General features: G+C 64.3%; 17 protein-coding genes. 6 read left to right on the top strand and 11 right to left on the bottom strand.

The window, feature by feature from the left end; all coding sequences use genetic code 11:
* Window positions 1-9: 9 nt before the first annotated feature.
* Both CX676_RS09165 and iscR read right to left on the bottom strand, forming a co-directional pair.
* A complete protein-coding gene (locus tag CX676_RS09165; RefSeq protein ID WP_101752346.1) occupies window positions 10-1,788 on the bottom strand; it encodes a Pycsar system effector family protein in 1,779 nt (592 codons plus the stop codon).
* A gap of 247 nt (window positions 1,789-2,035) precedes the next feature.
* On the bottom strand, window positions 2,036-2,494 hold the full coding sequence (gene iscR / locus CX676_RS09160) for a Fe-S cluster assembly transcriptional regulator IscR (RefSeq protein ID WP_101752345.1): 459 nt from the start codon (window positions 2,492-2,494) through the stop codon (window positions 2,036-2,038).
* A 168-nt stretch (window positions 2,495-2,662) separates the two neighbouring features.
* Between iscR and CX676_RS09155 the strand changes: the two genes are divergently transcribed.
* From CX676_RS09155 to CX676_RS09135, 5 genes are all read left to right on the top strand, one after another.
* Window positions 2,663-3,325, top strand: a complete 663-nt coding sequence (locus CX676_RS09155) for an alpha/beta hydrolase (RefSeq protein ID WP_101752344.1) — start codon at window positions 2,663-2,665, stop codon at window positions 3,323-3,325.
* Window positions 3,322-4,479 carry an HD domain-containing protein gene (locus CX676_RS09150; protein WP_232816632.1) on the top strand — a complete coding sequence of 386 codons (1,158 nt, stop codon included), beginning with the start codon at window positions 3,322-3,324 and terminating at the stop codon, window positions 4,477-4,479. The genes CX676_RS09155 and CX676_RS09150 overlap by 4 nt, the downstream gene beginning before the upstream one ends.
* A 112-nt stretch (window positions 4,480-4,591) precedes the next feature.
* Complete coding sequence (locus CX676_RS09145; RefSeq protein ID WP_101752343.1) at window positions 4,592-5,803, top strand: NADP-dependent isocitrate dehydrogenase; 1,212 nt, start codon at window positions 4,592-4,594, stop codon at window positions 5,801-5,803.
* 596 nt (window positions 5,804-6,399) lie between these two features.
* A complete protein-coding gene (locus CX676_RS23210) occupies window positions 6,400-9,735 on the top strand; it encodes a M10 family metallopeptidase C-terminal domain-containing protein (RefSeq protein ID WP_101752342.1) in 3,336 nt (1,111 codons plus the stop codon).
* 109 nt (window positions 9,736-9,844) lie between these two features.
* Entirely contained in the window at window positions 9,845-10,246 is a 402-nt protein-coding gene (locus CX676_RS09135; protein WP_101752341.1) for a hypothetical protein, read from the top strand.
* A 25-nt stretch (window positions 10,247-10,271) separates the two neighbouring features.
* Here CX676_RS09135 and CX676_RS09130 read toward each other — a convergent pair whose 3' ends face one another.
* The 7 genes from CX676_RS09130 to CX676_RS09100 form a co-directional block, all read right to left on the bottom strand.
* Window positions 10,272-11,435 carry a M24 family metallopeptidase gene (locus CX676_RS09130; protein ID WP_198590309.1) on the bottom strand — a complete coding sequence of 388 codons (1,164 nt, stop codon included), beginning with the start codon at window positions 11,433-11,435 and terminating at the stop codon, window positions 10,272-10,274.
* On the bottom strand, window positions 11,432-12,286 hold the full coding sequence (locus tag CX676_RS09125; RefSeq protein ID WP_101752339.1) for an ATP-binding cassette domain-containing protein: 855 nt from the start codon (window positions 12,284-12,286) through the stop codon (window positions 11,432-11,434). Before CX676_RS09125 ends, CX676_RS09130 begins: the two co-directional genes overlap by 4 nt.
* Window positions 12,286-13,122, bottom strand: coding sequence for an ABC transporter ATP-binding protein (locus CX676_RS09120; protein ID WP_101752338.1), 837 nt, complete (start codon window positions 13,120-13,122; stop codon window positions 12,286-12,288). The genes CX676_RS09125 and CX676_RS09120 overlap by 1 nt, the downstream gene beginning before the upstream one ends.
* Window positions 13,123-13,125: 3 nt before the next feature.
* Window positions 13,126-13,980: an ABC transporter permease subunit gene (locus tag CX676_RS09115; RefSeq protein WP_408634488.1), complete on the bottom strand. Its 855-nt coding sequence runs from the start codon at window positions 13,978-13,980 to the stop codon at window positions 13,126-13,128.
* 59 nt (window positions 13,981-14,039) lie between these two features.
* Window positions 14,040-15,047 carry an ABC transporter permease subunit gene (locus tag CX676_RS09110; protein ID WP_101752336.1) on the bottom strand — a complete coding sequence of 336 codons (1,008 nt, stop codon included), beginning with the start codon at window positions 15,045-15,047 and terminating at the stop codon, window positions 14,040-14,042.
* Window positions 15,048-15,118: 71 nt separating this feature from the next.
* A complete protein-coding gene (locus tag CX676_RS09105) occupies window positions 15,119-16,711 on the bottom strand; it encodes an ABC transporter substrate-binding protein (protein WP_101752335.1) in 1,593 nt (530 codons plus the stop codon).
* Between the two features lie 41 nt (window positions 16,712-16,752).
* Window positions 16,753-17,418, bottom strand: a complete 666-nt coding sequence (locus tag CX676_RS09100; RefSeq protein WP_101752334.1) for a helix-turn-helix domain-containing protein — start codon at window positions 17,416-17,418, stop codon at window positions 16,753-16,755.
* Window positions 17,419-17,584: 166 nt separating this feature from the next.
* Between CX676_RS09100 and CX676_RS09095 the strand changes: the two genes are divergently transcribed.
* A complete protein-coding gene (locus CX676_RS09095; protein WP_101754232.1) occupies window positions 17,585-18,823 on the top strand; it encodes a cytochrome P450 in 1,239 nt (412 codons plus the stop codon).
* A 7-nt stretch (window positions 18,824-18,830) separates the two neighbouring features.
* On the opposite strand, the gene CX676_RS09090 is transcribed toward CX676_RS09095, so the two are convergent.
* Both CX676_RS09090 and CX676_RS09085 read right to left on the bottom strand, forming a co-directional pair.
* Window positions 18,831-19,466 (bottom strand): hypothetical protein, encoded by a 636-nt coding sequence (locus CX676_RS09090; protein WP_101752333.1) that lies wholly within the window; start codon window positions 19,464-19,466, stop codon window positions 18,831-18,833.
* A 246-nt stretch (window positions 19,467-19,712) separates the two neighbouring features.
* On the bottom strand, window positions 19,713-22,763 hold the full coding sequence (locus tag CX676_RS09085) for a TonB-dependent receptor (RefSeq protein ID WP_101752332.1): 3,051 nt from the start codon (window positions 22,761-22,763) through the stop codon (window positions 19,713-19,715).
* Between the last annotated feature and the right edge of the window lie 4 nt (window positions 22,764-22,767).

Raw genomic sequence — 22,767 nt, 5'->3', positions numbered from 1 at the left:
GCGCCGCCGTCACGGCGCCAGTTGCTCGTAATCCAGCATCATGTAGCGCGCGGGCTCGTTCTTCTTTTCGCTGCCCTCGTCGCTCATGATCAAGAGGCGCGGCTCCCCGGCGAAGGTGATCGAGTCGATGGATTCGACGTTGTTCAGGTTGATGATGTCGGGCAGGGCGATCGGTTCGGGGCGAACACTCGGCGCGCCCGACCATGACCAGAGCTGCGAATAGCGGTTGCCCTCGTATCCCTCGATCTCGTTCACCATCAGGAAGCTGCCGAGGATTGGGTCAAAGCTGAGCGCGCGGATGCCGCCGCCCTGGAGGTCGAGAAGCATGGGCGGGCCAAAGCGCGGTGCGGCGCCGCCGTCGAAGACCTGGTCGGGATTCTCGATGGCGATGATGATCGATCGGTCATTCGCCAGGGGCGCGCGCAGGCCGAGATAGAGATGGCCGCTCTGACGCACATAGGCCAGTCCCTCGATGTTCAGATCGTCGAAATCGGGCTCCTCGCCCAGTTCTGCGGCCAGTGCCTCGGTGACCACCGGATCGCTGGCCAGCGCGTCGCGCAACTGGGCGAAGCTGTGGATGTCGCCGACGCTGCCACCCGAGACACGGAAGCGCAGCAACTGTTCGCGGTCGGGATTGCGCTCGCCCTTGTTGGTCAGCGAATGCGAGGTGATGGCATAGACGCGATCCTGTGCGTCGATGGTCAACCCCTCGAGATCGTTCAACTGCCGTCCGAAGCTGCGGGCCATGCGCAGCCCGGTGGCCCGGTCCTCGCTGAGGCTGCCATCCTCGGACAGCGTCAGCAGGTTCATCGCTCGCGTCGCCTCGTCCTCGACCACGAGGATGCGGCCATCCGAGAGCTGCTGGACAGCCGAAGGTTCGTAGATCGCTTCGAAGGAACCGATGCCAAGGTTACGCAATCGCACGATATTCTCGCTGCTGGCGGTGCCGATGGCAGCGATGACCCCCTTCAGCCCGATGAAGGTGACGACCGAGGCCAGAAGTCCCCAGCGGAAGCTGGTATAGGACAGGTTCAGCAGGCGGAACTTGCGGTCGGCGACGGCACCCAGCCAGTAGAGTTGATCGCTCATCCGGTAATAGACCTGCTCGCGGTCGCGCATCAGCGCCTGCATCCGCGACCAGTAATCCTCGCGCGTCAGCCGCACGCGATCCTCGTAGATCAGCACGTTCAGATCCTCGCTCGGCGCGGGCTCCTGCGCCACCAGAACCCGCGCGCGCAGGTCACGCAGTCGGGCGCGACGCGCGGCCACATCGCGCATCCAGCCCCAGACGGCGCCGATCAGGTCGGCGCGCTCGGGCGAGGCCGAGAGCAGCGCGAAGATGATCGAGACGGCGGCGGTAAACATGAAGACGCCGGCGGGCAGCAGGAAGGCGGGCGAGGAGGCGAAGATGAAGGCGCCCGAGATCATCAGCGCCGAGATGATGAAGCCATTCAGCGAGATCATGATATTGGCCTTGGTCGCGGCCAGGGCGATGGTGTCCAGTTCCGCCCGGTAGGCGTTGCGGAACATCGTCTCGACTGCCTTGTTCGACCCAAGCACCTCTGGTTCGGCCTTGTCCTTCTTCCCCTTCTTGCCCTTCTTCCGGGAACCGGCGTCGTGACCGTTCGCGGCCATCGTCCCAGTGTCCGGTTCGGGTTCGGGATCTGACAGGGTCATGGCGGGATGGTCGCCGTCATCGGTCTCGGCACTGATGCTGGTAAGGTCTTGTCGGGACAGGTCAGCCTCCTGACCGTCTTCGGCCGATCGGTCCTTCTTCTTTTTCGCCATCTCTTTCCCCCTGCGCCATGGCCTGACGGCCCGTCCAAGGACAGCGCAGCGAGCCTGCGGTCGCCGGGCGTCACATCGGTGTCAGTGAACTGACACAGTCACTATTCCCGAGAACGCCTCTGGTTCCCCAGAAATGATGAAATCAGACATTTGGTGCAGGCCGATGCGCGGAATCACGCACAAACGATGCAAGTAATTGCAGATGCTGCAAAAAATTTGACGACCCCGGTTGCCGGTCGCGGGCGGGTCAGTCGTCCACGACGCTGAAGAGGCGCGGCAAGGCCGGGCAGGGCAGCAGCTGGTTCTTCGCCACATCTGCCAGCGTGTGGTTGTGCAGGAACACGTAGACATGGGCCGAAAGGCTCTCCCACAGCCGGTTTGACAGCGTCTGTGCGCGCGAGCCCGACACGCCGCCCGAGGCGCCGGCGCCCACATGCATGGCGCTGACCGTCTCGTCCACGGCTTCGAGGACTTCGGCGATGCGGATGGTTTCGGGCGTCCGGGCGAGGCGGTAGCCGCCGCCGGGGCCGCGCACGCTGTCGACCAGCCCGGCGCGGCGCAGCCGGACGAACAGCTGCTCAAGGTAGGCCAGCGAGATGTCCTGACGCGCCGCGATCTCGGCCAGCGAGGTCAACTCGTCGGGCTTGGCGATGGCCAGATCGGTCAGCGCGATGATCGCGTAACGCCCCTTGGTCGAGAGCTTCATTTCGTTCCCCTGTCATTCGGGCCGCAGCGGATTTCTTGACGGCCCGCTTGGCGCTGCGCTATGCCGCAGATGCCCTGTTCTTGCGCTTTCGGCGCCGCAGCACCAGATAGTGTGGTCTAGAGCCCGACCGCTTTTGCGTCAAGAAATCCCTGTCCGTGAAGGAAGCCCATGCCCGAGTTGATTTTTGCCGGCCCCGAAGGCCGTCTGGAAGGCCGCTATCATCCGCAGCCCGGCAAGCCCGACGCGCCCATCGCCATCGTGCTGCATCCGCATCCGCAATATGGCGGAACGATGAACAACCGGGTGGTCTATAACCTGCATTACGCCTTCTACAACATGGGCTTCACCGTGATGCGGTTCAATTTCCGCGGTGTGGGCCGTTCGCAGGGCGAGTTCGACCAGGGCATCGGCGAATTGTCCGACGCCGCCTCGGCGCTGGATTACCTGCAGGCGATGAACCCGAATTCCAAGCATTGCTGGGTCGCGGGCTTCAGCTTTGGTGCCTGGATCGGGATGCAACTGCTGATGCGCCGCCCCGAGATCACCGGCTTCATCTCGGTCGCGCCGCAGGCCAATGTCTATGATTTCAGCTTCCTCGCGCCGTGCCCCTCGTCGGGCCTGATCGTGAACGGCACCGCCGACCGCGTGGCGCCGCCCAAGGACACCCATTCACTGGTCGGCAAGCTGCGCGAGCAGAAGGGGATCACCGTCACCCACGAGGAAATCGAGGGCGCGGACCACTTCTTCCGCGATGACGAGGTGCACATGAAGCCGATGATCGATCTGGTGCAGACCTACGTGCGGCGACGGCTGACAGAGACCAGCCGTTGAGCCTGACGGCCGGGACCCGGCTGGATCGGCAATTCGCCTTTCTGGTCGAGGCCGACCGGCTGAAATCGGTCCTGCGGGCCAATGTGCTCTTGAACCTGTCGCGGCCCGAGAACAGCGCCGAGCATAGCTGGCATGTGGCGCTATATGCGCTGGCCTTCGGCGCCAGTGACCGGGCGATCGCCATGCTTTTGCTGCACGATCTGGTCGAGATCGACACGGGCGACCACCCGATCCATCTGGCCCATGATCCCGAGGCGCTGCGTCTGGCCGAGGCGCGCGCGGCCGAGCGGATTTTTGGGCTCTCGCCGGATGGCGCTGAGTTGCTGGCGCTGTGGCAGGAATTCGAGGCCGGGGTCACGCCCGACGCGGCCATGGCCAAGCGCATGGATCACAGCCAGCCGCTGTTCCAGGCGCTGATGGCCACTGAGCCGCTACCCGACCATGTGCAGATCGTGCGCGACAACCTGTCGGGCGGGCGCGCGGCGCGACTGCAGGCCGAATGGCCCGAGGTGATGGCGGTGGCGCAGGCGCTGATCGACGGTCAGCCCTTGCCTGAGGGGGATCTGGCGGCGCGGCTGCGGTTTCTGGCCGAGGCCGACCAGCTGAAATCGGTCTATCGCGCCAATACCCTGATCGATGCCTCGCGCCCCGAGAACAGCGGCGAGCATAGCTGGCATCTGGCGCTCTACGCCCTCGTGCTGGCCGATCAGGCCGGGCCGGGCGTCGAGATCGGTCGTGTGATCCGGATGCTGCTCATTCATGATCTGGTCGAGATCGACGTGGGTGATGTGCCGCTGCATTCGGCGGGCGGTCAGGCGCATGGCTCGGCGGAAATTCAGGTCGCGGAATTGGCCGCCGCGCGGCGGATGTTCGGAATGCTGCCCGAGGGGCAGGGGGCCGAGTTGATGGCGCTCTGGCAGGAATTCGAGGCGGCCGAGACGCCCGATGCCGTCTTTGCCAAGTCTCTGGACCGCTGCCAGCCGGTGTTGCAGAACCTCGGCTCTGGCGGGGCGGGCTGGGTCGAATATGACGTGACCTATGATCAGGTCGAGGCCCGCGTGGGCGAGAAGATCGCGCGCGGGGCGCCGGTGGTCTGGGACTGGCTGCGCCAGCGGGTGCGGGACCACTTCGACAGGGACGTCGCTTCGGTCTAAGCCACGGCATCCACCCGCGTGATTGTAACGGCATACCATCGCATACCGTCTTTTCTTTCGGCGCGATTGCGGCTATGAGGCGGCAACTCGCATTCAATCGAAGGGACCACCCATGTCGAAGATCAAGGTAGCAAACCCGGTCGTCGAGCTCGACGGCGACGAGATGACCCGGATCATCTGGGATTTCATCAAGCAGAAGCTGATCCTGCCCTATCTCGATGTCGACCTGAAATATTACGATCTGGGCATCGAGGAGCGTGACCGCACCGACGACCAGATCACCGTGGACGCTGCCGAGGCGATCAAGAAATACGGTGTCGGCGTCAAATGCGCGACCATCACCCCGGACGAGCAGCGGGTCGAGGAATTCGGCCTGAAGAAGATGTGGCGCAGCCCGAACGGCACCATCCGGAACATCCTCGGCGGCGTGATCTTCCGCGAGCCGATCATCTGCAAGAACGTGCCGCGTCTGGTGCCGGGCTGGACCCAGCCGATCGTCGTTGGCCGTCACGCCTTTGGCGACCAGTATCGCGCCACCGATTTCCGCTTCCCCGGCAAGGGCAAGCTGACCATCAAGTTCGTCGGCGAGGATGGCGAGACCATCGAGCACGAGGTGTTCCAGTCGCCGGGTTCGGGCGTGGCCATGGCCATGTACAACCTTGACGACTCGATCCGCGATTTCGCCCGCGCCAGCTTCAACTATGGCCTTCAGCGGAACTATCCGGTCTATCTGTCGACCAAGAACACCATCCTGAAAGCCTATGACGGCCGCTTCAAGGATCTGTTCCAGGAGGTCTATGACGCCGAGTTCGCCGATGCCTTCAAGAAGGCCGGCATCTTCTACGAACACCGGCTGATCGACGACATGGTGGCTTCGGCGCTGAAATGGTCGGGCGGCTATGTCTGGGCCTGCAAGAACTATGATGGCGACGTGCAGTCCGACATCGTGGCGCAGGGCTTCGGCTCGCTGGGTCTGATGACCTCGGTCCTGATGACGCCCGATGGCAAGATCGTCGAATCCGAGGCCGCGCATGGCACGGTGACGCGCCACTACCGCGAGCACCAAAAGGGCAATGCCACCTCGACCAACTCGATCGCCTCGATCTTCGCCTGGACCGGCGGCCTGAAGCACCGCGCCAAGCTGGACGGCAACGAGCAGCTGATGAAATTCGTCGAGACGCTGGAAAAGGTCACCGTGCAGGCCGTCGAAGATGGCTACATGACCAAGGACCTGGCGTTGCTGGTTGGTCCGGACCAGAAATGGCTGACCACCATGGGTTACCTGGAAAAGGTCGACGAATACCTGAACAAGGCGCTGAACTGAGGCGCAGAATTGACACGCTGAAACGAGGGCCGGGCAGATTGCCCGGCCCTTTTTCATTGGGCCGGTGGTACCTCGCCACGCCCGACCGCTGCTTCTGTTGCAGGCCTAGCCCCGGCACAGCGCGGTTGCTTCGGCGCCCGTGTGGGCGCCGGTTTCGAGCGTCATGGCGGTTTGGGCTCTGTCTGGTCTGACCGCAGCCTTCGCAGACCTTTGCGGCCCTGCCGGGATTCGGCCAAGGGGCAGCGGTTCTCTGCTCTGGGTTGATAGTTGTTCCCGCGGTTTTCGACGGGGCATCGGCGCGGTGCTGGGGCCCGCTCGTCGCTCGCGCACAGAAGTTGACGTTAGGGAAGCCCGGCTTGAGTCCATAGGCTGAATTTCGCCAACGAATCTGTGATCTGGCGCAATATGCTGATTTATAGTCATTTTCACTGCGACTCCTCGACAGGGAAAAACGTGGACAGGCCCCGGTTCCCGCCGCATTGTTAACCAAGGTGGGAGGTCTCCAACACGGAACATGCGATGCCGGCTATTGGCCGACAGCGGATGAGTCATGCCTTCTTAACCACTTATAGTTGTTACACAGGGAGCGAGAAAAAATGCCGTCACCGAATCAGACCGTCGAACAATGGTGGGTGAACGATCAGACCCCGGACAATCCCTATGGCAAGAGCGAGGATTACGATGCCTTCCTCGACTATCTCGGCGCGCTGCCGCGCAGCCTGACGCCGGCCATCGCCGCGAACCCGCTGCGGATCAATGTCTCGGAGCTGAACGATCACCCCGACTACAAGGCGGCGGCAGTCGGTGCCCTGACGATGTGGTCCTCGGTCACGCCGCTCGAGTTCGAGATCGTTGAAGACACGCCGTGGAACCCCGCGACCGACTGGATGCGGGTGGTCAGCCCCGAGATCGGCGAGCCGAGTGACGGCAGCGCTTTCTCCAGCAACCGCTATGTCAGCGTCGGCCAGCGCTTCCACGATACCGAGCCGAACCTGACCGATATCGGCGGCTATGTCTTCGACAGCTTCATCCATGAGTTCGGCCATGAGTTCGGCCTGAACCACCCCGGCCTTTACAATTACAGCGGCCCCGGTGGCGTGCAGATCAACTACCTGAACAACGCGACCTGGACCTATGACCGCCAGCAGTACAGCGTCATGTCCTATTTCGACGGCATCGACGTGGGCGAGGACAGCCGCTGGTCGGCCTCGACGCCGCTGATGGCCGATATCGAGGCGGTCATCCGCCGCTTCTTCTCGACCGTGGACGAGAACGGCGTGCGCACCTACCAGGTCATCAACCTGAATACCGGCGACAACCATTACGGCTTCAACAGCACGCAATATGGCTATGAGCTGACCGCCACCGGGATGCAGCACGATATCGGCTTCGTCATCCATGACACCGGCGGGGAAGACACGATCGACTTCTCGGGCTCGACCCATGCGACGATCCTCGACCTGCGCGCCGGCCAATTCTCCAGCGTCAACGGCCACAGCAACAACGTCTCGATCTTTGCCGGCCACAATGCCGACGAGACCGAGTATTACATCGAGAACGGCATCGGCAGCGACTATGCCGATGTGCTGATCGGCAATGACGGCAACAACGTGTTGGACGGGCGCGGCGGTGCCGACAGCATGGCCGGGAATGGCGGCGACGACACCTATATCATCGACTCGCGCGATGACGTGGTGCGCGAGCTGGCGAATGGTGGGAACGACACGGTCATCATCATGGACCGCTCGATCCGGATCCGGAACATCGCCAATGTCGAGAACATCATCTACGCCGACGCCACGCCCACCGAGCCGGGCAATGGTGGCAGCACCAATCCGCCGGGCGGCGGCACCATCGGCAACCTCATCTTCGGCGACGCGGGCGACAACACCATCAACGCCGGTGCGGGCAGCAGCACGATCTTTGGCCTCGATGGCGATGACCTGCTGATCGGCGGCCGCGATACGCTGGCCAGCCGCGACATCAACAACACCATTCCCATCGCCGAGCTGGAGGACCAGACCGAGACCGACGATGCGGCGGACGCGCTTTATGGCGGGCGTGGCAATGACACACTGGTCGGCGGCGCCGGCGACGACACGCTGGACGGCGGCGAGGGCGATGACGTGCTGCGCGGGCAGGACGGCGCTGACGTGTTCCGTGGCGGCGCGGGGTCCGACACGGTCGATTACAGCACGGAAAGCCCGTTCCAGCTTCTGGTGAACCTGGAAACCAACGTTGCCAGCGGCGGCACCGGTTCGGGTGATACCTTCTACAGCATCGAGAACCTGATCGGCTCGGATGACCGGATCGACCGCTTCATCGGGACTGCTGCGGCCAACCACTTCATCGGTCGTGGCGGCGGTGACGTGTTCAATGGCCGGGCCGGCAACGATATCCTCGATGGCGGCAATGACGGCGACATCCTCTATGGCGAGGCCGGCAATGACACGCTGATCGGCGGTACCGGTCAGGACTACCTGGATGGCGGTGACGGGATCGACACCATCGTCTATTCCGGCAGCTCCGCCGGGGTGACGGTCGATCTGTTGAATGGCACGGCCAATGGCGGCGATGGCGACGGGCCAGTGCAGATCGTCGGGCGTGGCACGGTCATCCGGCATGACATCATCGCCAATGTCGAGAATGTCGTCGGCTCGCTTCACGATGACTACCTGATCGGCAATGGTCAGGCCAACAACCTGGCCGGTGGTTCGGGCGATGACCGCCTGACCGGTGGTGGCGGGGCCGACACGCTGAATGGCGGCGCCGGCAGCGACACGGCGGATTACGCCGACGCGACGCGCGGGGTCAATCTTGACCTTGGCCGTGCCAAGAATGCCGGGGATACCTATGTCTCGATCGAGAACCTAGCGGGATCGGGCTTCGATGACCGGTTGAAGGGCAATGGCGCCGCCAACGTTCTAACCGGGCAGGGGGGCGATGACAGGATCGACGGCGGCGGTGGCGATGATGTCCTGCAGGGCGATTTCGCCTACCAGGGCGAGCCGCTGCCGCGTCCCGGCATGGGCACCGGCTATGCCACGCTGGGGCCCGATGCGACCAACAACTCGATCGCGACCGCCTTCGACATCTCGAACAACTTCTCGCTGGCGGAAGATCCCGACATCTTCGACTCGACCACGGTGCTGCACACCACCGTCAATGCCACCGGCAACGGTCAGGGCGGCTATTACCGCATCGATCTGGCGGCCGGCACGGTCATCACCATCGACATCGACCATATCGCCGATCCCAACATCCATGACAGCTGGGTCAGGCTTCTGGACAGCGAAGGCAATATCGTTGCCGAGAATGACGATGGCGGCGGTGACCCCGGTTCGTCCAGTGGCCGGGATTCGAGCACGGTCTTTGTCGTCGAAGAATCCGGTACCTACTACATCCTCGAAGGCGAGTGGAATCCCACCGCTCCGGGCGATGGCTGGTCGGAGGCCGTGCCGGCAGGCTCGACCTACGAGCTGAACGTCTCGGTCGACTTCCCGCCGGCTCCGGCCGAGCCGGGCGAGGCCGGGAACGACCGGCTGAACGGTGGCGCGGGCAACGACCTGCTGGATGGTGGACTGGGTGCCGATATCCTGACCGGCGGCGCGGGTGAGGACAGCTTCCGCTTCTCGACCGAACTTGGCCCGGACAATGTCGACCGGATCACTGACTTCAACGTGGCCGACGACACGATCCTGCTGGATCTGGACCGGTTCAGCGAACTCGGCGACACCGGCGTTCTGACCTTCGGTGCGTTCCACAGCAGTCAGGCCGGCACGGCACAGGATGCCAATGACCGGATCATCTATGATACCAATGACGGCACCCTGTCCTATGACGCCGATGGGTCTGGCGACGGCGAGGCGATCCAGTTCGCGCAGCTTGCGGCGCGGCTGAACCTCTCGGCGGCGGATTTCGTCATCATCTGATAGCGGCGAGGAGGGGGAACCTTCCGGTCTCCCCTTCCGTTTTCTGCATGACCATCCGGGGCGCCCGACCAGTGGCGCCCCGCACCGTTCAATCGGAAGGAACATCCTGATGAAGCGCCAGACAGATCGCCGTCGATTGCTGTTTGCCGCTGGAACCGCTGCGGTTGCGGTGGTTGCCGGTTCGGTTTCAGCGCAATCAAGCGGCGTCAGCGGCACCGTCACCTTCGAGGGCGGCGGGCCTATCCCCAAGGGTCAGATCGAGATCACACTCGAGAATTCGGCAGTCGCGAAGACGGCGCAGTCTCTCGCCGCGACGGCAGGCGTTGAAAGCAATGGCAAGGCAACGGCGCTGGAGTTCACGCTTCCCGCCACGACGCTGGCAAAGGCCGCGCCCACACAGGAGATCGTCGCCCAGCTTCTGCGCGAGGATGGCTGGCTGCTGGCCCGTGGCAGCGCCCAGATCAAGCCCGGCGCGCCGGTCGAGATCACGCTTTATACCGTCATGTACTAACCAGCGCCGCCCAGCGCTGCCTCACTCAGGCAAAAGGCCTGTCGATCGAATCCGACGGCGCGACGAACCAGCGCGGGCCGGTCTCGGTCATGTAGGCGATGTCCTCCAGCCGGACGCCACATTCGCCATAGACGCACAGCATCGGCTCGATGGAGAAGCACATGCCGGGGGCCAGCGGCGTCTGGTTGCCGGCGACAATCCACGGTTCCTCGTGGATCTCCAGCCCCAGCCCGTGGCCGGTCCGATGCGGCAGGCCGGGCACGAGGTAGCCCGGGCCGAACCCGTCCGCCAGCAGCGAGACGCGGGAGGCGGCATCGACAGCGGCGCAGGGCACGCCTGGACGCGCAGCGTTGAAGCCGGCCTGATGGGCGCGCTGCTCACACGCCCACAGATGCCGCTGCCGCGCCGAGGGCGTGCCGTAGATATAGGTCCGGGTGATGTCGGAGTGATAACCGTGCAGCTTGCCACCCAGATCGACCAGCACCATGTCGCCGTCGGCCAGGGTTTGTTCATAGGGCACGCCATGCGGATAGGCGGTGGCCTCGCCGAATTGCACGGCGGCAAAGACCGGCGTCAGGCCAAGCGTCTGATGCGCCGCCTCGATGAAATCCCTGACCTCGCGCGTGCCGATGCCGGGGCGCAAGCCGGTATGAACGGCCTTTTGCACCGCATGGCTGGCCTCCATCGCCACCTGCAGGATTGCCAACTCGGCGGCGGATTTGATCCGCCGCTGCGTCGCGATCAGCTCGCCAGCCGAGACAACTGCAAGGCCGGGCAGGGCCATCAGCCGATGGGCAAAGCCGAAGGGCATGGCCGGGTCCAGCGCCACCCGCCCCTGCGCCTGCGCGGCGATCAGGGCAAAGGGGTCCTCGTCCTCTTCCCAGACCGCGATATCGCCGGGAAGCCGGATCAGGGTTTCGAGCTTTGGTCGTTCGAAATTCGGCGTCACATAGGTCAGCCGGCCATCCGCGCCGATCAGCGCGCCGTGCAGCCGTTCCGACAGGCCGAGCGACAGGCCGGTGTAATAGGTCAGCGAGGCGCTGGCATCCAGCCAGACGGCATCAATACCCTGCGCCCGCATCGCGGCCCGCAAGGTGTCGATACGGCCCGAGAACTCGGCATCGGGAATGGCCGGGGCGTCCACGCGCGTGAACGCCGCCAGCGCGGTGTCGTAATCGGTGACGCTCACGCCCGTTGTGCCTGCCGGGCCGCCTGACGCTGCACCACCCGCGCGCGGATCGCCTCGACATCCGTAACCGGCGTCGCGGCGAAAAGCGATTTGGTATAGGGATGCTGCGGATCGGCAAACAGCGCCTCGCGCGTGCCCTGTTCGACCGCCTCGCCCTTGGACAGAACCATCACGTCATCGGCGATATAGCGGACCACCGACAGGTCATGGCTGACGAAGACATAGGTCAGCTCGAACTCGTCCTGAAGATCGGCCAGAAGGTTCAGCACCTGCGCCTGCACCGACAGGTCCAGCGCCGAGACCGGCTCGTCCAGCACCAGCAGCTGCGGGTTCAGCATCAGTGCGCGGGCAATGGCGATCCGCTGCCGCTGGCCGCCCGAGAACATGTGCGGATAGCGGTTGAAGTGTTCGGGCCCGAGGCCGACCTTGACCAGCATCGCCTCGGCCCGCTCGCGCCGTTCGGCGGCGGGGGTGCGGGTGTTGATGATCAAGGGCTCCATCAGCACATCGCCGACCTTCTGGCGCGGGTTGAGGCTGCCATAGGGGTTCTGGAACACCATCTGCACCTTGGACCGCAGGGCGCTGTCGGGGCGGTGTTTCGAGATATCAACCGGCTGTCCGTCGATGCGCAATTCGCCGCCCGAGGGCGCATCGATCAGCGCGATGATCCTTGCCAGCGTCGACTTGCCCGAGCCGCTTTCGCCGACGATGGCCAGCGTCTTGCCCTTCTGGACCGCGAAATCGATGCCCTTCAGCGCGCGCACCGTCTTGCTGCCGGTGAAGAGGCTGCCGGGGACATGATAGTCCTGAACGATGGCGCGGCCTTCGACGACGGGGGTATTCTCTGCCATCACGCACCCTCCTTCTGGAAGAACTCGGAGACGGTGGGCAGTCGGTCACCGGTCGCGTGTTCCGGCAGGGCCGACAGCAGCGCGCGGGTATAGGGGTTCTGCGGTGCCTCGAACAGCGACAGCACGTCGGCCTCTTCCATCTTCTTGCCCTTGTATTGCACCACCACCCGGTCGGCGGTTTCGGCTACCACGCCCATGTCATGGGTGATGAGGATCAGCGCCATGCCGTAATCCTCTTGCAGCTTCATCAACAGGTCGAGGATCTGCTTCTGGATGGTCACGTCCAGCGCCGTGGTCGGCTCGTCCGCAATGAGCAGGCGCGGATTACTGGCAATCGCCATGGCGATCATCACCCGTTGGCTCTGCCCGCCCGACATCTGGTGCGGATAGGCCTTCAGCTTTTCCTCGGGCTGTGGGATGCCGACGGCGGTGAACAGCTCGATCGCACGGGCGCGGGCCTCGCGCTTCGACATGCCCAGATTGATCCGCAGCACCTCCTCGATCTGGAAGCCGGCGGTGAAGGCCGGGTTCAGCGAGGCAATGGGTTCCTGGAAGATCATGGTGATCTCGCGCCCGATCAGCTTGCGCTTCTCGGCCTTCGACATCTTCAGAAGATCGCGCCCGTCGTAGGTCATCTCGTCCGCGGTGATGGTGGCGGTGTCGGGCAGAAGCCCCATCACCGCCAGCATCGAGACCGATTTGCCCGACCCGGATTCGCCGACGATGGCAAGCACCTCGCCCTTGTCGACATGCACGTCGATCCCGTCCACGGCGGTAAAGCTGCCGGTGGCTGTGGCGAATTTGACCGTCAGGTTCTTGATGTTCAACAGCGCCATGGCTCAGCTCCGCTTCAGCTTGGGGTCAAGCGCGTCGCGCAAGCCATCGCCCATCAGGTTGATCGCCAGCACCGAGACGAGGATGGCGAGGCCGGGGAAGGTGACAACCCACCAGGCGCGCAGGATGAACTCGCGCGCCTCGGCCAGCATGGTGCCCCATTCCGGCGCAGGCGGCTGCGCGCCCATGCCGAGAAAGCCCAGGGCCGCCGAGTCGAGCACCGCGCTGGAGAAGGACAGCGTTGCCTGCACGATCAGCGGCGCAAGGCAGTTGGGCAGGATGGTCTTGAACATCAGCCGCAGGTTACCGGCGCCGGCCACGCGGGCGGCGGTGACATATTCGCGCTTCTGTTCCGACATCACGGCGGCGCGGGTCAGGCGGGCGAAATGCGGCTGGTAGACGATGGCGATGGCGATCATCGCGTTGGTCAGGCCCGGCCCCAGCACGGCGACCAGCACAAGGGCCAGAAGCAGCGAGGGGAAGGCCAGGATCACGTCCATGACCCGCATGATGACATTGTCGACCCAGCCACCGAAGAAGCCGGCGACCAGCCCGATGATGATGCCGCCGACCAGCGCGATCGAGACGACGACGATGCCGATGAACAGCGAATACTGCGCGCCGAAGATCAGGCGGGACAGGATGTCCCGGCCCACCGCATCGGTGCCTAGGATGAAACCCTCGCGCCCGCCCTCTTGCCAGATCGGCGGCACCAGCAGCGCGTCGCGGTATTGCTGCGTGGGGCTGTGGGGTGCCAGCACCGGGGCGAAGATCGCCACCAGCACGAGCAGGATGAATACGACGAGGCCGATGACCGCGCCGCGGTTCTGGCTGAAGTAGAACCAGAATTCGGCCATCATGCGGCGGCGGATGGCGGCGTTCGACAGCCTGACCGGGGTGTTGGTTTGGATGGTGTCGGTCATTTCACACGGATCCTCGGATTGATGAGGCCATAGGTCAGGTCAACCAGCAGGTTCACCAGCATCACCATGACGGCGATCAGAAGCAGGCCGGATTGCACCACCGGGTAATCTCGGCGCGAGATGGAATCGATCATCCACTTGCCGATGCCCGGCCAGGAAAAGATCGTCTCGGTCAGGATTGCCCCGGCCATCAGCACGCCGACCTGCAGGCCGATGGTGGTGATCACCGGGATCATCGCGTTGCGCAGCGCGTGAATGCCGATCACCCGGCGCGGCGGCATCCCCTTGGCACGGGCGGTGCGGACGTAATCCTCGCCCATCACCTCGAGCATGGCCGAACGGGTCTGGCGGGCGATGACGGCCAGCGGAATGGTCGCCAGCACCACCGAGGGCAGGATCAGGTGGCTGACCGCCGACATGAAGGCGCCCTTCTGGCCCGACAGCAGGCTGTCGATCAGCATGAAGCCGGTGACGTTCGGGAAGTAGTAGAGCAGGCTGATCCGGCCGCTGACCGGTGTCCAGCCCAGCATCCCAGAGAAGAAGATGATCAGCAGCAGGCCCCACCAGAAGATCGGCATGGAAAAGCCGACCAGCGCGGCGGTCATCGAGATCTGGTCGAACCAGCTGCCGCGCTTGATCGCGGCCAGCACGCCGACCGGCACGCCGATCAGTGTGGCGATGATGATGGCGCAGAAGCCCAGCTCCAGCGTCGCCGGGAACAGGGCCAGGAACTCGGTCATGACCGGCTTCTTGGTGACAAGCGAATTGCCGAGGTCGCCCTGCATCAGCCGGCCGAGGAAATCGAGATACTGAAGCGGCAGCGACTTGTCATAGCCAAGCTGCGCGGAAAGTTCGGCATGGCGCTCGGGCGTCACGCCACGCTCGCCGGCCATCAGCAGCACCGGATCGCCGGGAAGGATCCGCACCAGCCCGAAGGCGATGATGGTGATGCCGAGGAATGTCGGGATCAGATAAAGAAGCTTTGTCAGGATGAAACGGACCATGCGCCCTTGTCCTTGTGAAACGCGCGGGGAACTGGTCCCCGCGCGTCCGGTTTCGGTTCAGTCGGATCCGATTACTCGGCGATATCGACGGTCTCGAAGGTGAAGTCGCCCAGGGGGCTCATCACGAAGCCCGACACCTTGGCCGACATCGGCACGTACTGGGTCGAATGGGCAATCGTGTACCACGGGGCCTGCTCCTTGAAGATCACCTGCGCCTGCTCATAGAGCGCGGTGCGCTCGGCCTGATCGGCGGTGATCTTGGCATCCTTCAGCAGCTTCGAGAAATCCTCGTTGCACCAGAATGCGCGGTTCGCACCGCCTTCGCCAGCGGAATCGCAGCTGAGCAGCACCTGCAGGAAGTTGTCCGGGTCACCGTTGTCGCCGGTCCAGCCCAGGATCACCGCGCCGTCACGGCCGGCTTCCATCGACTTGGCCAGGTACTCGCCCCATTCGTAGGAGACGATCTCGACATTGACGCCGACCTTGGACAGGTCTTCCTGCATCAGCTCGGCCGTGCGTCGGGCGTTCGGCATGTAGGGACGCTGCACCGGCATCGCCCAGATTTTCATCGACAGGTCGGTGACGCCGGCGGCTTCCAGTGCGGCCTTGGCGGCTTCCGGGTCATAGGCGTCGTCGGTGACGGCGTCGTTATAGGACCACATGGTCGGCGGGATCGGGTTCTTGGCCGGTTCGGCCGCGCCCTGGAACACCGCGTCGACGATCGCCTGCTTGTTGATCGCCATGTTCAGCGCCTTGCGGACCTCGGGCTTGTCGAAGGGCGCAACGGTGGTGTTATAGGCCAGATAGCCGACGTTCAGACCTGCCTGCTCGTCCAGCTTCAGATTGCTGTCGGCGCGGATCGCCTCGAGATCGGCCGGTGCGGGGTAGGGCATCAGGTGGCATTCGCCGGCCTTCAGCTTCTGCAGGCGCACGGCGGCGTCGGGGGTGATGGCAAAGACCAGGTCATCGATGATCGGCGCCGTGCCCCAGTAATCCGGGTTCTTGGCGTAACGGATCACCGCGTCCTTCTGGTAGGCCACGAACTTGAACGGTCCGGTGCCGATCGGCATGTTGTTCAGGTCTTCCTTGGTGCCGGCGGCGTCCAGCGCATCGGCATATTCCTTGGACACGATCGAGGCGAAGGGCATGGCGATGTTCGCAAGGAACGGCGCTTCCGGCGAGTTCAGCGTGATCTTGACGGTATAGTCGTCAATCTTCTCGACCGACTTCACCAGGTCCGGCATCGACATCGAGGTATAGTATTCATAGGTGATGCCCGGGATATACTGGTGCCACGGGTTCTCGGCATTGCCCTGACGGTCGAACGAGAAGATCACGTCATCGGCGTTGAAATCACGGGTCGGGGTGAATTTCTCGTTCGAATGCCACTTCACGCCCTGGCGCAGCTTGAAGGTGTATTCGGTGCCGTCCTCGGAGACTTCCCAGCTTTCGGCCAGGCCCGGCTCGACCTCGGTCGTGCCCTTCTTGAACTCGGTCAGGCGGTTGTAGATCGGATGCGCCGAGGCATCGAAGGTGGTGCCGGCGGTGTAGGGCGCGGGGTCAAACCCCTCGGGCGAGGCCTCCGAGCAATAGACGAAGGTCTTGGCTTCGGCCATCGCGGCGGTCATCGCCAGCGCTGACGCAAAGATAAAGAATTTTTTCATAGGTCGTTCTCCCTGTTGTGGTTCGAATTGGGCCGGCCGGATTAGCCAGCAGGTTTTTCGGTCACGCCCGAAGGCGTAACAGAGGCCTTTGACCCCTGCGACGCCGCCGCGACATGACGTCGCGGCACATAAGCCGAAGGGGTCAGCGGATTCAACATCTTGCCGGTCCAGAGCAGTCGCGCCATGCCGGCGCCGGGATTGGACCATGAATGCGGATGCTGTCCGAGATAATGAATGCTGTCGCCCTCGCGCAGCTGAAATTGCTCGTCATCAACAACCAGCATGATCTCGCCTTCCAAGACGAAGATCAACTCCTCGCCGGCGTGCTGGACAACTTCCGAGCGAAAATCTGGCGGCACGTTCATCACGAATGAGGTCAATTCGTGCCCCGGAAACTCCGCGCCGATCTGTTCGTAGACGATCGAGCTTTCGGCGATCGAGAAGCGCGGTCGCTCGGCCGCGCGGGTAACGCTGTCGGACTGGCGCGGGGTGGCGACGAAATAATCGAGGCTCACGTCCAGCGCGGCGGCGATATCCGCCAGCGTGCCAAGCGTTGGCACCGCATTGTCGCGCTCGACCTGGCTGATATGGCTGACCGACACGCCGCAGGCGGTGCTGAGGTCCTGCAGGGTCATCGACAGCGATTGCCGGCGTTTGCGGATGCGACGCCCCAAGGCAAAGGGCACGCCAGCGGATTTCCTCGTCATCGTCCGTCCTGATGAAAGCGGCAGCGCCCGGGCGGGAGTTCAACCGAAACCCCGCCCGAGTGCAACGAAAAATTTTTTGTCGTGGAAAACGAATTCTTCTGCATTGCAGCATCCGCCGGCCTGCGCCACTCTCGGCCGACCGTCGCGCCCCGAGACCGAAAGACCCATGACCCAATCCACAGGTATCCAGTTCGACCCGCTCTCGGCCTCGTTTGCCGATGATCCCTATGCCGTCTACAAGGCCCTGCGCAAGGCCGATGGCCCGACCTTCTTTCCGGCCCAGAACCTGTGGCTGCTGTCGCCCCATGCCGATGTCGCCAAGGTCGCGACCGACCCGAACATGGTGCGTTCGCTCGACGGGCTAGAGACGGCGGACGAGGCCGCCACGCGGCAGCGGCAGGCCAATTGGCACGACATGCCCTATCACCAGCGTTTCGTGCAGGTCTCGCTCTTGGACAGCGATGGCGAGCCGCATCGGCGTTTGCGCCGGCTGCTTCTGGGCAAGTTCACCGCCTCGGCCGTCGCCGGGCTGGAGCCGATGGTCCGGCAGATCGTGAACGGGTTGCTGGACGATCTGGAGGGGCGCGAGGAGATCGAGTTCATCGAGGATTTCGCTGCCCATGTCCCCGGCCGGGTCATCGCCCATATCCTCGGCGCGCCGCAGGAATACTCGGCCCAGATGCGTGCTTGGTCCGAGGATGTGGTGCAGTATTTCGATGTGGATCGCAGCGATGCCCGCAAGGCGCTGGCCGAGAATGCCACGCGCGAATTCCACGATTTCCTTGTCGAACTGAAGGCCGAACGGCAGAAGAACCCGCAGGACGACCTGATCTCGCGCATGATCGCGGACGAGGCGGCGGGGCAGTATCAGGGTGACGAATTCATCTCGACCTGCATGCTGATCCTGATGGCAGGTCATGGCTCGACCATCGACGTTCTGGGCAGCGGCATGCATCTTCTGCTGAAGCATCCCGAGGCGATGGCGGCGCTGCGCGAACACCCCGAGGGCCTGCCGGTGGCGATCCAGGAGATCTTCCGCTACGAGCCGCCGCTGCCCTTCTTCCACCGCCACGCCACCGCCGAGATCGAGATCGGCGGGCGGGTCTGGGCCGCCGGCACCACCTTCGGCCTGCTCTACGGTGCCGCCAACCGCGATCCGGCGATGTTCGACGAGCCCGAAAGCTTCCGCATCGACCGCAGCCCGAACCGGCACCTGGCCTTCGGGCAGGGGGCGCATCTCTGCCTTGGCAACAATATTGCCCGGTTGAACATGAAGGTGATCTTCGAGACGCTGCTGGCGCGGTTCGGGACCATCTCGCTGGCGCAGGAGCAGGTGGCGTACAAGCGCGGGCTTTCGGTGCGGGGGCCGGTGGCGCTGAACCTGTGCTTGTCGCGGCAGGGATGACCCTCGCCTAGGGTCCGCTGCGCGCGGTCGGGCTGTCCAGCATCCCGCCGGTATAGACGGATACTCGGTTCAGGTCGTCGCCAAAGATATCCCGCGCCAGATCGGCAAGTTGGTCGTCGTCCTTGACCCTGACACGGGTTTCGCGCCGACTGCCCGGGTGCTGCGAGATGATCGAATGGGTCAACCGTCCGTGGTCGAACCCGATCTCGTGGCGAAGGATACCCGCATCGCGCAGCGCGCGGGCGGATGCCGGCAATCCGCGCCCGGTCGCCGACATGCGATGGCGCATCAGGATCGTCATCAGTTGCTCGACATCAGCCGGGTCGATACAACCAGAGTGTTTGTCGATCGGGGTGACGTTCTCGATTTCGGCGTCTTCCCGGTCACTGGCGATGACGAGATAGCAGTAAAGGCCGAAGGCCGCGATTGTCATCGCCGGCCAGATCGAAATCGCGCCGCTCTCAACCAGCAGCCCGATCAGCGCCAAGGCCGCAAGGCCAGCAAAAACGACCGGCTGCGGCGGCGTGTGAAAAGGATTCCAGTTATGTTCGAGGTAGCCCTGACCGGAAATCACCCGATTGGCCGGGGAAACCGGGCTCCGGGAACCATTCCCGGCATGGGTGAAGTCGAGCGCGTGGATCATTCCCGTTCATGCTTCCCGTTCACAGGCACCGCCCGAACGCGCGTTTGGGTGAACGCTCACCCGGACATTGCGCAATGGACAGGGCACTTACGACTCAATCTAGGGTTGTAATGCACAAACTGCAATGAAAAAGATGGGCGATTCTCGGCGCCACATTTTCAAGCCTAGCAAACCGTTCAGTCCAGCAGAAGCCAAAACCTGCAGTCAATGCAAGATTCTTGTCCTGCAGGCGTGAATCCCGCGCGTCTAGAAGCTGCCCACCACGTTCATGAACACGCCGGCTTTTCGCCCATCGAGGCTGCGCAGGTCGTCCGAGACATCGCCCCATTGGTAGCCAAGCCCCAGCTTCATGTTCGGGCCGACATGGCGCCAGACGCCGGCCAGCACGCCATGCTCGGTCACCTCGGCCTCCTTGAAGCGCATGGTGCGCAGCTCTGCCATCAGGTCCCAGTTGTGCATGACGTGATAGTCCGCCCTCAGGATCGCCAAGTAGGCGGTGTTCGGGACGCTGGCGCTGCCGCTTTCGCGCTCGGTCCAGACCTCGGCGCGGCGATAGCCAAGCTTGCCGCCGACGGTCCAGAGATCGTTCAGCTTGTAGTTGGCGTCGATGCCGAAGATGTGGCTTTTCTGGCGCGGCCCACCCTCATCGCCGTCGAGATTGACCTGATCTGGGCCCGGCAGGTCCTCGAGATAGGTATAACGCATCAGCATGTTCAACCGGTCATTGCTCACGGGGCGATAGGCGAGGCCCAGGTTGCCCTCGATATAGCGCCCGTCACGCAGGGCCGACTCGCTTGAATCCGAGATGATTGCGTCCAGATCGCTGACCAGCCGCCACTCTTCGCTGAGCTTGTAGCGCAGGTGGCCGCTGAGGCCCCAGCTTTCCCGGTCGCGGTCGTCATCATCGCCGTCATCGGTGCGGTATTCGCCGCGCAGCCCGGTCTTCAACGCATCGCCATCGCTGAAGGCCGCGGCCAACGAGATGCCCTTGCGGCGGATCTCGCCACCATCGGGATCGGCCAGCCGTCCATTGGTCAGCGTGCCATCGACCTGCCAACCCTCGGTGGCATAGCGCAGGCCATGGGTCACGCCCCGCGAATGCCGGTCGCCGAAGCGGTCGATGGTCTGTTCGGTGCGGAAGGTGGTGTTGCTGCCCAGCTGCCGCTCGGCCCCCAGAACCCAGATGCCGCGATCCCGGCCCTCGAAATCGGTCCGGTCAAAGCGCCGCATCGGGTCCATCCGGTACGAGACCCAGGTGCTGCCATTCTCCCCGCGCCAGCGCAGCGAGGCATCGGCGCCGAAACCAAGGTTGCCGTCCGACACTTCGGCGGCGGCGCTGAGACGGTCCGACAGATCGGCCTCGGCCCCAAGTCCCGCGCGGTTGTTGCGGGGCAGGCCGCCCTGATGGCTGGCCGTCGCCTGACCGAAGGCCCAGAGCCGATAGCCGCGACCGGGATCATAGGTCAGCCTCGCCCCCAGATCGGTGCGCTGGCCCTGCGCCTCGTCATCGCCATCCGGGTCCAGCCGGTCGGTATGGGCGACCTCGCCCTCGAGGGTCCAGTGCGGGGCGATCTGATGGGCCATGCCAAGCCGGCTGTCACGGCGCTTCTCACCGCCATCGCGGCGGAAATCCTTGTGGCCGAAGGTCAGCGTGCTGGCCGGTCCAAGGGCCAGTTCGCCGAGGAAACCCCAATCGGTCTGGTCGCGGTCGATATCGTCATCGGCCGAGACAAAGCCTTCCTGCTTGTCGTCGTACCAGAGTCCGATCGCCCCCTGTGCGCGGCCGCCGGTCAGTTCGGCCAGATCGGCCCGGCCTTCCAGCCGCACGGCATTGGCACTCAGCCCGCGCCGCCCGGCCGAGAGCAGGTCGTCCTCCTCGTATTCCAGACCGCCATCCAGCGATTCCGATGTGCCGAAGCCCGGCCCCTCGCTTTGCGCCACGTCCAGCGACAGCCAGGTCGAGGCCGAGCGCTGCCAGCGCAGGTCGACACCCGCCAGCCTGTTGTCGGCGATCCCGGTGGTTTCCTTCTGCGCCGAAACCCCAAGCCGCACGGTTTCGCCGATCCAGCTTTGCGCCCGCGCGCCAAGCGCCATGCCGTCAACATCGCCGGTGGTCGGGACATATTCATACTGCACGACCAGATCGACCAGATCGTCGCCAAGCGGGTTGTCCACGATCAGCCCGCCATCGCTGGCCGAGCCGGTCAACGGGATGCCGAGATCGATGATGCCCTGGAAATAGTTGATGTCGTAATCGGTTCCGGGCACCAGCCGCTGGCTGCGGATCACCCGGCCCGAGGTGCTGTCACGCCAGCGGATCGTCACCACCTCGGTGCCGCGCAGGATGTCCTGACGCTTGAGGAAATAGACCGAGCCGCCGGTGCCGCGCAGCACGTCGCGCTGCATCAGCCGGTCGGGCTGCGAGGCATAGGCCGAAACGACATGACGCGGCTCGCCCGCCGCGGTCTCCTCGGCCGAGCGCCACAGCGCCTGCGCCCCGTAAAGCGTGCGGTCGCTGCGCACCAGCTGATGCGGATCGTCCTGGGCGTTGTGGAAATCGCCCCACATGACATGGCTGCCATCCTTCTCGACCCGGGCATAGATCCGGCCCGATGTGGGGGCATCGGCATAGCTGGTCGAATCGTCGCCGAAGGTTGGGTAGACGTCATCCGGCGCGATCCGGTCCAGCACCTGCCGGGGGTTCTTCTCGTCCAGCCCGTCCAGCAGCTCGTCCAGCTCGTCCTCGCCGGTGTCGATGGCGGCGGTGACGGTATAGCCCGAGCGGGTCATGCCCTTGGTATAACCGGCCAGCCGTCCGAGCGAGTAATCCTCGCCGCCGCGTTCGCGGCCATAGGTCAGGTCGGCCTGACCGACCCAGAACCAGCCGGGCCGGTCAAAGCGCAGTCGGCCCTCGACCGGGGTGATGCCGTTCTCGTCGGTTTCCAGCGCGATGGTCGCGGGGTTTTCCATCTCGGGCGAGACCACGCCGACCGGCAGCGGCGGCACGATGGGTTCGGCGGGCGTGAGGGCCTCTTCGATGGCCGGGGCAGGGGGCGGAGGTTCCGTCGCTGTGACCGTCGCCGCTGCGGGAACCTCGGGCGCGGCTGCGGGCGCTGCGGTTGCGGGCACCGGCTCGGACGGTGCACCGATGACGATGCTGAAGCCCGGGCCGGAGCTTTCCTGCGCCTGCGCCATGCCTGCCGCCGTCAGCGCCAGAAGGCTGACCGAGGCCAACACCATGCCATTGGTCCTCGCGGTCCGCTTCGGCCTTGCGCCCTGATCCATGCGCCGCATCATCGCG

This window comes from Paracoccus zhejiangensis, assembly GCF_002847445.1.
Classification (GTDB): Bacteria; Pseudomonadota; Alphaproteobacteria; order Rhodobacterales; family Rhodobacteraceae; genus Paracoccus; species Paracoccus zhejiangensis.
The sequence above is the reverse complement of the archived record's forward strand: the minus strand, read 5'-3'. Positions and strand labels throughout refer to the sequence as shown.

Coding starts and splice junctions, on each gene's coding strand:
- CX676_RS09095 (WP_101754232.1), top strand. CDS start 17,585: ATGACCCAATCCACAGGTATCCAGTTCGACCCGCTCTCGGCCTCGTTT.
- CX676_RS09100 (WP_101752334.1), bottom strand. CDS start 17,418: ATGACGAGGAAATCCGCTGGCGTGCCCTTTGCCTTGGGGCGTCGCATC.
- CX676_RS09105 (WP_101752335.1), bottom strand. CDS start 16,711: ATGAAAAAATTCTTTATCTTTGCGTCAGCGCTGGCGATGACCGCCGCG.
- CX676_RS09125 (WP_101752339.1), bottom strand. CDS start 12,286: ATGGCAGAGAATACCCCCGTCGTCGAAGGCCGCGCCATCGTTCAGGAC.
- iscR (WP_101752345.1), bottom strand. CDS start 2,494: ATGAAGCTCTCGACCAAGGGGCGTTACGCGATCATCGCGCTGACCGAT.
- CX676_RS09155 (WP_101752344.1), top strand. CDS start 2,663: ATGCCCGAGTTGATTTTTGCCGGCCCCGAAGGCCGTCTGGAAGGCCGC.
- CX676_RS09085 (WP_101752332.1), bottom strand. CDS start 22,763: ATGATGCGGCGCATGGATCAGGGCGCAAGGCCGAAGCGGACCGCGAGG.
- CX676_RS09115 (WP_408634488.1), bottom strand. CDS start 13,980: ATGATGGCCGAATTCTGGTTCTACTTCAGCCAGAACCGCGGCGCGGTC.
- CX676_RS09165 (WP_101752346.1), bottom strand. CDS start 1,788: ATGGCGAAAAAGAAGAAGGACCGATCGGCCGAAGACGGTCAGGAGGCT.
- CX676_RS23210 (WP_101752342.1), top strand. CDS start 6,400: ATGCCGTCACCGAATCAGACCGTCGAACAATGGTGGGTGAACGATCAG.
- CX676_RS09090 (WP_101752333.1), bottom strand. CDS start 19,466: ATGATCCACGCGCTCGACTTCACCCATGCCGGGAATGGTTCCCGGAGC.
- CX676_RS09145 (WP_101752343.1), top strand. CDS start 4,592: ATGTCGAAGATCAAGGTAGCAAACCCGGTCGTCGAGCTCGACGGCGAC.
- CX676_RS09135 (WP_101752341.1), top strand. CDS start 9,845: ATGAAGCGCCAGACAGATCGCCGTCGATTGCTGTTTGCCGCTGGAACC.
- CX676_RS09120 (WP_101752338.1), bottom strand. CDS start 13,122: ATGGCGCTGTTGAACATCAAGAACCTGACGGTCAAATTCGCCACAGCC.
- CX676_RS09110 (WP_101752336.1), bottom strand. CDS start 15,047: ATGGTCCGTTTCATCCTGACAAAGCTTCTTTATCTGATCCCGACATTC.